Genomic DNA, 12685 nt, shown 5'->3' on the forward strand with positions numbered 1-12685 from the left:
TGCCCCTCAGCCCCTCAGTCCCATTCCAGGCCGCCGCGACGCCACACGTAGGCGTAGGCGACGAAGACGGTGAGCACGAAGAGCAGCATCTCCACGAGCCCGAAAAGCCCCAGGGCGTCGAAGGTGACCGCCCAGGGGTAGAGGAAGACGATCTCGATGTCGAAGACGATGAAGAGCATCGCCGTCAGGTAGTACTTGATCGGGAAGCGGCCGCCTCCGGCGGGAGTGGGTGTCGGCTCGATGCCGCACTCGTACGCCTCAAGCTTTGCCCTGTTGTACCGCTTTGGCCCGATAAGCGTGGCCATGACCACGGAGAAGATCGCAAACCCCGCACCCAGGGCACCGAGCACGAGGACGGGCGCGTACGCATTCACGCTCCTCGCTCCTTCCAGTCGTCCTTGACCGTTGGATCGCACGACCGGACCGTGAAAGATCGCCCCCATGTGAGGCAGTTCACAAGCCCGGCTGCCCCGCATCTTATGCCCGCCCCTCTGTGATCTGCGACACGGGGTACAGCAACGAGTTTGTGATCTCCACCACCTGACGAAGGATCATGAAGCCGGATGAGCGGTGATCTTGTTGCGCGAAGCGCCCAGGTGATCACCAGATGTGACATCCGTACCGGAAGTCGCTGCTCGGAGGGGGTGTCGCACTATCAAGCCATGGCCCATACAGGCAAATTGGCGATGGGATGGATCAAGGTGATAAAGGAAGCGCGCGTCGCCCGGTCGGGGGGTCCGGCGTACGGAGGTGGACGCGTGCACCCGTTCACGAGCTCGGCTGTGACCTGCGTCACGTCGCACAGGGGCCTGGGAAAGCGGGGCTTGGCCACTCAGGTGAAGAGATGGTAAGTGACGGGCAATTCGGACGTTTTATTGAAAACACATGATCAAGGGCGCGATGACGCGTGCCCGATTTGCCCGTTACGGCGTCAATAAGGGCGCCAGAGAAGCGGATTCAGCCGCTCCTGGGGCAACTGTGGCGCAGCCCACGTTTCTTGAAGGGAACCACCAAGCCCTGATAGCGGTTGTTCCCATGTCCCACACCGCTCACATACCCAGCCACCGGAAGCCCCGCCGCAGCGCCTCGAAGCTCGCGCTCCGTGCCGGAGTTGCCGGTGGCGTCCTCGGCACCATCGCGGTGGCCGGTGCTGCCGGGCCGGCGAATGCCGAGCCGGTGACCGAGACCATCGAAATGCCCACGCTCGGATCCCTCGACACCGCGGGCCTGGCGAGCGCCGTCGCCGCCTCGGCCGAGACGTCCCAGCAGGAGGCCCTCGACCAGAGCCTCCAGGCCCAGGAGAACGCGGCCCTGCAGAAGGCCGCCAAGGAGGCCAAGAAGGCCAAGGCCGAGGCGGACCGCAAGGCCGAGGCCGAGCGCGCCGAGAAGGCCCGCGCCGAGGCCGAGGCCAAGGCTCAGGCCGAGCAGGAGCGCAAGGACGCCGAGGAGCGCGCCTCCCGCGACCGTGCGCGCACCCAGCTCTCCACCACCTCGACGACCTCGGGCAACACCGGCTCCACCGTCTCGGACTCCGACTCCAACGGCTCCGGCTCCACCGGTTCCTCCTCCTCGGACGGCGGCTCCTCCGCGGGCAGCAGCACCGAGACGCAGGCGCCCTCCGGCACCGCCGCCGCGATCGTGGCCTTCGCGCGCGCCCAGGTCGGCGACGCGTACGTCATGGGCGGCACCGGCCCCAACTCCTGGGACTGCTCCGGCCTCGTCCAGGCCGCCTACGCCTCGGCCGGCATCGACCTGCCGCGCATCTCCGGCGACCAGTCGAGCCGCGGCACCTCGGTCTCGCTGAGCAACCTCCAGCCGGGCGACGTCCTGTACTGGGGCAGCCGCAGCGGCTCGTACCACGTCGCGATCTACGTCGGCGGCGGCAAGTACATCGGCGCGCAGAACCCGTCCACGGGCGTCGTCGAGCGCTCGCTCGACTGGGACACCCCGTCGGGCGCCGTCCGGATCCTCTGATCCGACGCACCACGTGAGCGGAAGGGCCGTCACTCCTCGGGGGAGAGACGGTCCTTCCGCTTTTGTCCTGCTTGAGACGTGGCTTCCGTAATGTTCCTATCGGCCGGAATGTGCCGTCGGTCGGAATGTACCGTCAGCCGGAATGCGCCGTCGGTCGGAAAGCGTCGATGAGGCGCGCGTAGCTGTCGCCGCCATGACCGGACTCCACCGCCGAGCGCATCAGATCCAGGTGCAGGCGCGGCAGGCGCCCGTCCACGCCCCGGGCCTCCCCCGCGTGCAGCAGGTGGCCGATGGCCGCCACCTGCACGTCGATGGTGGCGTCGTCCCCCGGGTACTCCCCCGCGTCGATCTGCTCCGCGTAGCCGCTCATGAACCAGGAGACGGTCTTCAGCCAGCGGTTCGAGACCTCCGTGAACCGTGCGGCCGTCACCCCGTCCGCGCCCGCGAGCGCCGTCGCGTGCAGCCAGCCGCCGAAGACCGACCACATGAGGCCGAGGAGCCCGGCGTCGTACAGCGAGGCGAGTCCCGCGTCCGCGCCGAGGTCGACCGGGTCCCCGAGCGCGGCCAGCGACGGGCGGTGCGCGGCGAGGAGCTCCGGGGACCCCGAGTAGAGAATCATGTTGGCGCTGTCGCCGATGCCGGGCGGGGTCGTCATGATCCCGCCGTCCAGGTAGCCGATGCCGTGCTCCGCCGCCCACTCCGCCTCCGTACGGGCCTGCTCGGGCGAGCCCGTCGTGAGGTTCACGAGGGTCTTGCCGCGCAGAGCCGCGGCGGCGGGGGCGAGCAGTTCGCGCACGGCCGGGTAGTCGAGGACACAGATCAGGACAAGTTCCGCCCCCGCGACGGCCTCGGCGACGCTCGCGGCGCGGACCGCTCCCCGGGCCGCGAGCGGCTCGGCCTTCTCCGCGGTGCGGTTCCAGACGGTGGTGGGGTGGCCGGCGGCGAGGAGGGCGGAGGCGAGGGCGGCACCCATCTGGCCGAGGCCGATGACGGTGACGGGGGTGGGGGTGGGGGTGGGGGTGGGGGTGGCGGTGGCGGTGTTCTGGTTGCTGCTCATGGGTTCCACGCTCGCAGCGGCGGGATCCGGCCGACAGTGGCAGAACTGACCCTGTGCGCACGGTTCCTGCCATAGCCTGGCGGTCATGGGTGCAGGGGCGGGAGCGGGTACGCGTACGGGCGCGGGGGTCGTCGCCATCGCCGTCGTACCGGACGGCAGGGTCGGACTCACCCTCTGGGAGCTGTACGAGATCTCCCTCGCGTCCGCGGTCTTCGGCATCCCACAGCCGGATCTGGCCGATTCCTGGTACGAGTTGCGGCTCTGCGGCGACCTGACGGCGGCGCCGGCACCGGGACCGCTCTCCCTGCGCGTCACGCACGGCCTCGACGGGCTGGTCGGCGCGGACACGGTCATCGTGCCGTCCGTGCCCGAGGCGGTCGTCGACGACGGCGAGGAGGTGCCCGCCGAGCTGGTCGCGGCCCTGCGCGCGGCGGCCGACTCCGGCGCCCGCATGGTCTCCCTGTGCACGGGCGCCTTCGCGCTCGCCGCCGCCGGGCTCCTCGACGGCCGGCGTGCGACCGCGCACTGGCAGCACACCGCGCGGCTCGCCGCCCGGTACCCCGAGGTCATCGTGGACGACTCCGTGCTCTACACGGACGAGGGATCGGTGTTGACCAGCGCCGGTGCCACCGCCGCGCTCGACCTGTGCCTGCACCTGGTCCGCAAGGACCTCGGCGCGGGCGTGGCGGGCCAGTTGGCCCGGCGGCTCGTGGTGCCTGCCCACCGGACCGGCGGGCAGGCGCAGTTCATCGAGGCGCCGCTGCCGCCCAGCGACGACGACAGCCTCGGCCCGGTCCTCCAGTGGGCGACGGAGCACCTGGCCGAACCGCTGACCGTGGAGGACCTGGCCCGGCGGGCCCGGCTGAGCCCGCGGACCTTCCACCGCAGACTCCAGGAGACCTGCGGGACCACACCGCTCCAGTGGCTGCTCCAGCAGCGGGTCGCGCGGGCGCAGACCCTGCTCGAGTCGACCGATCTGCCGGTGGAGCAGATCGGCGACCGCAGCGGGCTGGGCACGGCGGCCAATCTGCGGCGACATTTCACCCGGACGGTGGGGGTCTCGCCGAGCGACTACCGGCGGGCGTTCAGGCCGTCTTCCGGGGGATCGGGGACGGGTACGGGACCGGGCGCGGGACCGGGCGCCGGTTCGCGTACGGACTCGGGCTCGGGCGCCGGATCGGACGCGGTCTCCGGATCGGGCGCGGGCTCGCGTACGGACTCGGGCTCGGGCGCCGGATCGGGTGCGGGCTCCGGCTCCGGTCAGTGGCGGAGTGCCTCGGCAGGTTCGATCCGGGAGGCCCGCCAGGCCGGGTAGAGACCGGCCACCACCCCGGTGGCCAGTCCGATCACGGGGGCCGCGACGACGACCGTGGGGTGGACGACCGGGGTCCAGTCCCGCACGAGCGCCACCCCGATCACCGTACAGACGCCCATCGCCGTCCCGACGAGCCCGCCGACCGCGCCCAGGGCCCCGGACTCCGTGAGGAACTGGACGGTGATGTGGCGCCCCCGCGCGCCCAGGGCGCGCCGCAGTCCGATCTCGCCGGTCCGCTCCAGGACCGCGACCAGGGTGGTGTTGGCGATGCCGACCGCGCCGATGACCAGGCAGATCCCGGCGAGCAGCAGGAACAGCTGGTCGAGGTCGCCGGTCACACCGGCCCGCAGCGTCCTCGGGTCCGGCGGCGGGACGGCCTTCAGGTACTCCGGATGGTCCGGGCGCAGCGCGACCGGGGCCTCGTCCGCGATCTGCCGGGCGGCCCCCGTCTCCGTGGCGACGAGCATCCGCGCCTCCCCGGCCCCGGGCGGCCCCCACATCCGCTCGGCGGTCGTCCGGGGCACGCTCACGGACATCAGGACGTCCGGCCGGCGTTCGACGTCGTCGACGATGCCGGCCACGACGAACGGCTCGTCCCCGATGAACACGGCGGGCCGGGTCTCCAGGGTGGTGATGCCGAGCCGGGCCGCGACGGTCGCCCCGATGACGGCGACCGGCTGCGCCTTCGACGAGGCGAACTCGTCGTAGAGCCGGCCCTGCGCGAGGCGGGGGACGGCGGCCCGGAGCGCGCCGGGCGAGGCGGCGACCACGTCGACCGGTACGCCGTCCGCGCCATCGCCCACGGGGGCGGCGCGGACGGTGACGTCGGGGCCGAGCCGGACCGTCCAGTAGACCCCGGCGTCCCGGACGCCGCCGAGCCGCTGGATCCGGGCGTCCGCGTCGGCGGGGAAGCCGGGGCCCGCGAACTCGTTCTGCTCCCGCGCGATGTCCTCGACGGTCACCTCGGTGGCGGTCAGCAGGTTGAACCGGGAGTCGATCCGGGAGGACGTGGTCGCGGTCAGGCCGAGGATCGCAACGAAGGTGCCGACGCCGAGGACGGTGCCGAGGGCGGTGAGCACCGAGCGGCCGGGACGCTGGAGCATGCCCGCGACGGCCTCGGAGAGCGCGTCGCGGGCGGCGAGGCGGGAGGGCTCGACGACCCGGCCGGACCGGGGGCGGATGATTCTCATGCGGGGTCCCGTTCGGGGCGGTGTACGCCGTCCCGGGGCGCGTCGGCCTGGGGTGTGCCGTCCCGGGGCGCGTCGGCCCGGGGTATGCCGTCCCCGGGCGCGTCAGCCCCGGGCGCGTCGGCCGCCCGCTCTTCGCTCAGGATGCCGTCGCGGATCGTCACCGTGCGCCCGGCCCGAGCGGCGACGTCCCGGTCGTGGGTGATGACGACGACCGTCATGCCGGAGGCGTGGAGTTCGCCGAGGAGCGCGAGGACCGTGTCCGCGTTGCCGGAGTCGAGGTTGCCCGTCGGCTCGTCGCAGAGCAGCAGCGAGGGCCGGCCCGCGAGCGCGCGGGCGATGGCGACGCGCTGGCGCTCGCCGCCCGACAGGCGGCCGGGGAGCGCGTCGAAGCGGTGGGCGAGGCCGACGCGTCGCAGCGCGTCCCTCGCCCGGGTGCGGCGCTCGGCGCGGGGCACGGCCGAGTACACCATGGAGAGCATCACGTTCTCCGTGGCGCTGCGGTGCGGCATGAGGTGGAACGCCTGGAAGACGAAGCCGATGCGGCGGCCGCGCAGGGCCGTGCGGTCGGCGTCGGAGAGGGCGGCCGTGTCGATGCCGTCGAGGAGGTACGTGCCCTCGGTGGGGGCGTCGAGGAGCCCGGCGACGTTCAGGAAGGTGGACTTGCCGGAGCCGGAGGGCCCGACGACGGCGACGAACTCCCCCACGTCGACGGAGAGTTCACAGGGCCGGAGGGCGTGGACGGGTGGCGGCCCGGGGTAGGTGAGGCCGACGCCCCGGAACTCCATGACGGGGCTCACTCCTGCCCCCGCCCGTCAGCGGTACCGCTGTCCCGCACGCCGGTCACCACCTCGGCACCCTCCTTCAAGGCTCCCGCCGCGAGCGGGACGACCTCGACGTACCCGTCGCCGAGGGTGCCGGTCCGCACCTCCACGGGCGTACGCCGCCCGTCGCCGGCCACGACGGTGACGAGGGTCCGGCCGTCGGCGCCCGCCGAAACGGCGGTGACGGGGACGACGAGGGCCTCGCCGTCCGTGGACGCCGCCTCGATCGTGAGCCGTACGTCCTGGCCGGCGAGGGCGGGCGGGATCTCCTTGTCGGGGACGGCGGTGAAGAGATAGCCGGCCGGGCCCTTGTCGGGGGCGGCGCCCTCCTGCCCCTCCTCCTGGCCGGTGCCCTCCTGCGCGGTGCGGGGGGTGGTGGGCGTGGGGGCGACGGTCCCGACCCGGGCGGTGAGTTCGGTGCCGGTCACCTCGTCGACGACGCGGACCTTCTGGCCGGGGCGGACCATGCCCTTCTGGTGGTCCTGGAGGTAGCCCTGGGCGAGGAGCCGGCCGGAGGAGAGGGACATCAGCGTGCCGGAGACCGGCGACCCGGGGCGTACGGCGGTCGACGCCACGCGGGCGGGGAAGCGCTCCACGAAGACGACCTCCCCGGCGGGGACCATCGGCCCGGCGGCGGCCCACACCGTGCCGAGCGCGGTACGGGCCTCGGCCAGGTCCTCGACGGCCCGGTCCCGCGCCTTGCGCAGGCTCTTCCTCTGGGCCTCGTCCTTGTTCTCGGCGAGCGCGTCGCGGGCGTCCTCGACGGCCCGTTCGGCGGAGGTCACGGCGGAGGTGGCGGCAGCCACGCCGGCGCCGCCGTCGTCCACAGCCGGGCGCGGGTCGTATCCGGCGGCGGCGTAGAACCCCTCCACGGCGACCTTCGTCCCCGGACCGTACGTCCCCGACGGGTCACCGCCCCGCCCGAGTCCGAGCGAGGCGAGCGCGCTCTGGAGCTGGGCGACGTCGTCACCGGTCGCCCCCGGCTTGAGGTCCCGGTAGACGGGCAGGTGCCCCGGCAGGACGAAGAGGGGCCGCCCGGATATCTCCAGGAGCACCTGTCCCGCCCGCACCGCCGCCCCCACCGCGAACGGCACCTTGGTGACAACGGCCACCCCACCCTCACCACCGGTCGCAACAGGCGCCACCTGCACGGTCTGCCCGGCGGCGACGGTGCCCCGCAGCACGACCGTCTCGTGCAGAACCCGCCGCTCGACGGGGGCGGTGAGCACGTCGGCGGGAGGTGGGGCGGCGTCCGCCGCGACCTGGGCGGGCGACTTGATCACCGTACCGGCGAAGGCGCCGGCGGCGGTCAGGACGACGGCCCCGACGACGAGCGCCCCCACGGCGAACCGCCCACGCCGGGCTCGGCGCTCGGGGCCGGGTCCGGTGTCCTGCGTGCTGCTGGGCTCCATGGCGATGTCCCTGTCCGCATCCCTGTCCGCACCCCTGTGCGTATCCCTGTCCGTATCCCTGTCCGCGTCCACGCCGGTGACTCGGTCGGAGACGGGCGCGGTGCCGAGGCTGCCCGGAAGCAGGTGCTCGCACTTCCGGCGCGGAACGGGCCGGGCACGTCGTACGGGTGCTCGACCGGCGCCACTCTAACCAGAAGGGGAAGGACGCCACTTACCAACTGCCGGACAATTCCGGCCTGTTGCCCACTTCGACCGACAGGGCGCGGCGGCTGGAGTACCAGGTGCGACGATTCCCCCTCTTCCGAAAGGGAGAGGGGAATCGTCACGTGGCCGGCGGTCGGAAGGGTCAGCCGCCCTCGACCGCGTTCCCCTGGCCCTCCTGGTTCTCCGCGGACACCGGGCCGCATTTGCGGAGGATCTCGGGGAGCTTGGTGTCGTACTTGAGGGCTTCGCTTTCCGGGAGGCGGCCGGTCTTCGGGTCCGGGTCGGGGTAGTCGGGGTATCCGTTGCGTCGGACGCATTCGGACACGGCCTTGTCGCGCTTCAGTTGTGCCTGGTCGACGGGCAGTTGGCTGGGCATCAGGCTTTTGCAGGCCTGGTCGGCTTCGCGCTGGGCCTTTTCGCTGTTGGCGTCCTTGTCGACGCGGCGGGCGCCGCCCTCCGTCTCCTCCAGCTTCAGGCCCTGCTCGGCGAGGCAGTCGTAGAACGGGGCGAAGGCGGATTCCGCCGCGGATGTCGGGTCCGGGCGGGCGGCGGGGGGTTCCGCGCCGTCTCCGCCTCCGCATCCGGTGAGCGCGAGAGCGGCGAGGAGTAAGGGGGCGGCCAGCAGGCGTCTCATCGGTGCACGTCCTTATCCGGGGTCCCGATGCCCGGGACATCCCGATACGGGGGGGTGGCGCTCGGGGGCCGGTGGCGTGGTGCGCCCCCACGGCTCGGCGCGGAACAGGCCGAGCGCCTCGTGCGGCTGCTCGACCGGTGCCACTCTAACCACCCGGGAGGGACGGGGGACCTCTCTCCAACTTGCTTGTTGTTTCTGCCTGTTGATTGCGTTTTCGGCCATGGCGCTTTGGAATCCCTCGACTTGACATAGTCGTCGTGGCGCCGCTTGGCCAATTCCCTTGCCGTGACGTCTACTTCCCTGTCGTCACCGCACAGGCACCCTCCGTCACACAGCTCTCGTGCAGCCTCCCTCGTACCGAAAGGCAAGGACATGAAGAACACCGCCCTCAAGCGCGCCCTCAGCACCGTCGTCGTCCTCGGCACCCTCGGAACGGGCGTGCTGGCAACCGCCGGCAGCGCCTCGGCCGTGACCAGGGACGGCTACCTGGACATCCGGGAGTTCGGCCTGTTCTACAACTCGTCCCTCGGCGGCTCATTCATTGACCTGTACATGGCAGACGGCGACCTCTCCAACGACCGGTTCATCAGCCCCGGGCCCGGCCAGGGTTACGTCGTGGGCAACAACGCCGCCTCGTACTTCAACAAGGACAAGGTCACCTGGTACGTCTACACCGGCGCGAGCGCGGGTGGCATCGAGGGCTGGATCCCCCCGGACCGCTTCGGCACCTTCTCCGACACGTTCAAGAACGAGGTCTCCTCGGTCTACCACTTCAAGGCCCGCTGACCCGCTGATCCGCTGCTCGCTTCCTCCCTGCCTCGCCCCTCCCGGAGCTCTCCATGCGTCCCCGCCGTCCACTCGCCGCCGCTGGTCTCCTGCTGAGTGCGGGGCTGTCGCTCACCGCCTGCTCCTCGGGCGAACCCGCCGTCTCCGCCGGCGCGAAGCCGCTGTCCGACCCTGCCAAGGTGTCCGCCGCACAGCTCGTGTACCCCCTGGACCCCTACAAGACGTCGAACGAGCAGATCCGCAGCCTGGAGAAGGCGCAGGACCTGCTGACGGCGGACTGCATGAAGCGGTTCGGGTTCACGTACAAGCCGCCGGTCCGGCCCCTGCCGCGCCCCCAGGGCACGTCCTCGCGGTACGGGGTCACGGACGCGGCGACGGCCGCCCGGTACGGGTACCTCAAGCCCGGCGTCGGCCCCGGGCCCGGCAAGGGCGCCGAGGACCCCCTCTCCCCGTCCGAGCAGCTCGCGCTGAGCGGACCGCCCCTCAAGGCCAAGCCGGGCGGCGGCATGGCGCTCCCCCCGCTCACCCTGGAGGAGTCACGCAAGACCGACAGCGGCCGGACGCTCAACGGGCAGAAGGTGCCGGTCGGCGGCTGCGGCCGGGAGGGGCACCTCCGGCTCTACGCGGAGAAGAAGGACCCCGTGGACCTGCTCTACGTCTTCGGGATGGAGTCGGAGGCGTTCTCCCGGGCCAAGGAGGCCCCGAAGGTGGCGAAGGCCCTCAAGGCCTGGTCGGCGTGCATGGCGGAGCAGGGGTACCGCGTCACCGACCCCATCTCGCCCCAGAAGGCCCTCGGCCTGACGTCCGAGGCCGACTTCGGCACCGCCCCGGCCATCGCCGCCGCCAAGCAGGACGTCGCCTGCAAGAAGCGCACGGATCTCGTCTCCCTCTGGTACGCCGCCGAGACCGGGTTCCAGAGCGAGCTCATGGACGAGCACGCCGAGACCCTGAAGCAGGTCAAGGTGGAGCTGGACGAGCGGATCCGGAAGGCCGCCTCCGTCAACGGCAGCTGAGCATGGGCGGCTGAGCAGATGCGGATACGGCGCTGCCCCCTCTTCCCGGGAGGGAGAGGGGCAGCGCCGTAAGAAGGTCGGCAGCGCCTCGCCGTCAGGCCTTCGGGGCCACCTTGGTTCCACCGAGGTAACCATCGGACGGGAAATTTCCTACCGCCGGTGGTAGGTTTTTGGGTATGAGCAGTCACGTGGCACCCCAGGCCGTCGAGCGGGCCGGCAAGAGATCCGTGTCGCTCGCCCAGTCACTGATCAAGGAAGTCGAGGAACGCGCCGGCAAGAGCGGATTCTCCTCCGTCGTGGCCGAAGCTCTGGAGGAGTGGCTCGCCGCGCAGAAGCTCCGTGAGGTCGTGACCGCCGACCGCAAGGCGTTCGGCCCCGTCTCCGCCGAAGCGCGGCGGCAGGCGGAGGAGGAGTGGTAAGCAAGCGCCTCAAGATCAAGGCAAAGAGCGAGGGCACGCTCGTCCTGGACGCCCAAGGGCTCTCACTGCACGTCGACGGTGACGAGGGGATGCGTGCGCGCATCGAGGTCGCTCAGCAGAGCGGCCGGCGCGTGGCGCTGTCCGCACTGACACCCTTGGAGGTGCGCCGGACAGGGGAAGCCGCCAAGCGACTCCGGTTCCTGCTGTCCCGGTTCGACGTGAAACCGGTCAGCGACGCGGTGACGGACGCCGCAGCGAATCTGCTGGACGCCTCGGGCCTTGACGGACACGAATGCCTCGTGGACGCCCTCGTGGTCGCCACGGCCGCACTCTGCACTCCCCCGGTACTACTCGTCACTTCCGACAAGTCGCACATCCCGGCGCTGTGCAAGGCCGCCGAGGAGCTTCCCGGCTCACCGAAGGTGAAGATCGTCAACGTGTGACGGCCAAACGCCACGAGCCGGGCCGCTCGACTGTCCAACGAGCGGCCCGGCGTCGAACCGTCAAGCTCGGGGTGCCACCTTCGAGAGGCCGTTGATGATGCGGTCCATCGCGTCGCCGCCCGTCGGGTCCGTGAGGTTCGCCAGCATCTTGAGGGTGAACTTCATGAGGAGCGGGTGGGTCAGGCCGCGCTGGGTCGCGATCTTCATGACCTTCGGGTTGCCGATGAGCTTCACGAAGGCGCGGCCGAGCGTGTAGTAGCCGCCGTAGGTCTCCTTGAGGACCTGCGGGTAGTTCCGCAGGGCCAGCTCGCGCTGGGCCGGGGTCGCGCGGGCGTGGGCCTGGACGATGACGTCGGCCGCGATCTGGCCGGACTCCATGGCGTACGCGATGCCCTCGCCGTTGAACGGATTGACCATGCCGCCGGCGTCGCCGACGAGCAGCAGGCCCTTCGTGTAGTGCGGCTGGCGGTTGAAGGCCATCGGGAGGGCGGCGCCGCGGATCGGCATCGTCATGTTCTCCGGGGTGTACCCCCAGTCCTCCGGCATCGAGGCGCACCAGGCCTTGAGCACCTCGCGCCAGTCGAGCTCGCGGAAGGCGGAGGAGGAGTTGAGGATGCCGAGGCCGACGTTGGACGTGCCGTCGCCCATGCCGAAGATCCAGCCGTAGCCGGGGAGCAGCCGGTCCTGCGGGCCGCGGCGGTCCCACAGCTCCAGCCAGGACTCCAGGTAGTCGTCGTCGTGGCGGGGCGAGGTGAAGTACGTGCGGACGGCGACGCCCATCGGGCGGTCCTCGCGGCGGTGCAGGCCCATGGCGAGGGAGAGCCGGGTGGAGTTGCCGTCGGCGGCGACGACGAGCGGGGCGTGGAAGGTGACCTCGCGCTTCTCGTCGCCGAGCTTGGCGTGGACGCCGGTGATGCGGCCGGTGCGGTCGTCGACGATCGGGGCGCCGACGTTGCAGCGCTCGTACAGCCGGGCGCCGGCCTTCTGGGCCTGCCGGGCGAGCTGCTCGTCGAAGTCGTCGCGCTTGCGGACGAGTCCGTAGTCCGGGTACGAGGCGAGCTCCGGCCAGTCGAGCTCCAGGCGGACGCCGCCGCCGATGATGCGCAGGCCCTTGTTCCGCAGCCAGCCGGCCTCTTCGGAGATGTCGATGCCCATGGAGACGAGCTGCTTGGTGGCGCGGGGGGTGAGGCCGTCGCCGCAGACCTTCTCGCGGGGGAACGCGGTCTTCTCCAGGAGCAGGACGTCGAGTCCGGCCTTGGCCAGGTAGTACGCGGTGGTGGAGCCGGCCGGGCCCGCCCCGACGACGATCACATCTGCGGTGTGCTCGGAGAGGGGGTGCTCGGTCACGGCAGAGTCTCCCGGGTGTTCGGCGATGAGGACGTATCGCAGTCTATGGGGGGCGGGTGCGGGAGAAACG

Annotated in this window: 11 protein-coding genes and 2 pseudogenes; 6 read left to right on the forward strand and 7 right to left on the reverse strand. The window is 71.7% G+C overall.

Going from position 1 to position 12685, the window contains the following annotated elements; translation table 11 throughout:
* Positions 1-14 precede the first annotated feature (14 nt).
* Positions 15-374, reverse strand: a complete 360-nt coding sequence (locus ASC82_RS23560; protein WP_019888619.1) for an NADH-quinone oxidoreductase subunit A — start codon at positions 372-374, stop codon at positions 15-17.
* Between the two features lie 661 nt (positions 375-1035).
* On the opposite strand from ASC82_RS23560, the gene ASC82_RS23565 reads away from it, so the two are divergent.
* Positions 1036-1974 carry a C40 family peptidase gene (locus tag ASC82_RS23565; RefSeq protein WP_056651499.1) on the forward strand — a complete coding sequence of 313 codons (939 nt, stop codon included), beginning with the start codon at positions 1036-1038 and terminating at the stop codon, positions 1972-1974.
* Positions 1975-2107: 133 nt separating this feature from the next.
* Here ASC82_RS23565 and ASC82_RS23570 read toward each other — a convergent pair whose 3' ends face one another.
* The gene (locus ASC82_RS23570; protein WP_056651502.1) at positions 2108-3031 is read right to left on the reverse strand and encodes an NAD(P)-binding domain-containing protein; all 924 of its coding nucleotides are present in this window, start codon (positions 3029-3031) and stop codon (positions 2108-2110) included.
* 85 nt (positions 3032-3116) lie between these two features.
* On the opposite strand from ASC82_RS23570, the pseudogene ASC82_RS23575 reads away from it, so the two are divergent.
* Positions 3117-4121 (forward strand): annotated as a pseudogene (locus tag ASC82_RS23575) (helix-turn-helix domain-containing protein); the annotation flags it as partial.
* A 170-nt stretch (positions 4122-4291) separates the two neighbouring features.
* Here the strand turns inward: ASC82_RS23575 and ASC82_RS23580 are convergent.
* The 4 genes and pseudogenes from ASC82_RS23580 to ASC82_RS23595 form a co-directional block, all read right to left on the reverse strand.
* Positions 4292-5536, reverse strand: a complete 1245-nt coding sequence (locus ASC82_RS23580) for an ABC transporter permease (protein ID WP_056651504.1) — start codon at positions 5534-5536, stop codon at positions 4292-4294.
* A 131-nt stretch (positions 5537-5667) separates the two neighbouring features.
* Positions 5668-6321 (reverse strand): annotated as a pseudogene (locus ASC82_RS23585) (ABC transporter ATP-binding protein); the annotation flags it as partial.
* Positions 6322-6329: 8 nt separating this feature from the next.
* The gene (locus ASC82_RS30440) at positions 6330-7769 is read right to left on the reverse strand and encodes a peptidoglycan-binding protein (RefSeq protein WP_079039437.1); all 1440 of its coding nucleotides are present in this window, start codon (positions 7767-7769) and stop codon (positions 6330-6332) included.
* A gap of 346 nt (positions 7770-8115) precedes the next feature.
* On the reverse strand, positions 8116-8607 hold the full coding sequence (locus tag ASC82_RS23595; RefSeq protein WP_056651507.1) for a hypothetical protein: 492 nt from the start codon (positions 8605-8607) through the stop codon (positions 8116-8118).
* A 372-nt stretch (positions 8608-8979) separates the two neighbouring features.
* Here ASC82_RS23595 and ASC82_RS23600 point away from each other — a divergent pair, with 372 nt between their 5' ends.
* The 4 genes from ASC82_RS23600 to ASC82_RS23615 all read left to right on the forward strand — a co-directional run bounded on the left by ASC82_RS23600 (position 8980) and on the right by ASC82_RS23615 (position 11268).
* Positions 8980-9393, forward strand: coding sequence for a hypothetical protein (locus tag ASC82_RS23600; RefSeq protein ID WP_056651510.1), 414 nt, complete (start codon positions 8980-8982; stop codon positions 9391-9393).
* Between the two features lie 53 nt (positions 9394-9446).
* Complete coding sequence (locus tag ASC82_RS23605) at positions 9447-10406, forward strand: hypothetical protein (protein WP_056651512.1); 960 nt, start codon at positions 9447-9449, stop codon at positions 10404-10406.
* A 176-nt stretch (positions 10407-10582) separates the two neighbouring features.
* Positions 10583-10825, forward strand: a complete 243-nt coding sequence (locus ASC82_RS23610) for a hypothetical protein (protein ID WP_157863495.1) — start codon at positions 10583-10585, stop codon at positions 10823-10825.
* Positions 10819-11268, forward strand: coding sequence for a DNA-binding protein (locus ASC82_RS23615; protein WP_199862597.1), 450 nt, complete (start codon positions 10819-10821; stop codon positions 11266-11268). Before ASC82_RS23610 ends, ASC82_RS23615 begins: the two co-directional genes overlap by 7 nt.
* A gap of 60 nt (positions 11269-11328) precedes the next feature.
* Here the strand turns inward: ASC82_RS23615 and ASC82_RS23620 are convergent, their stop codons facing one another.
* Positions 11329-12615 (reverse strand): geranylgeranyl reductase family protein, encoded by a 1287-nt coding sequence (locus ASC82_RS23620; RefSeq protein WP_056651518.1) that lies wholly within the window; start codon positions 12613-12615, stop codon positions 11329-11331.
* Between the last annotated feature and the right edge of the window lie 70 nt (positions 12616-12685).

The sequence above is a fragment of the Streptomyces sp. Root431 genome, from assembly GCF_001426585.1.
GTDB lineage: Bacteria > Actinomycetota > Actinomycetes > Streptomycetales > Streptomycetaceae > Streptomyces > Streptomyces stackebrandtii.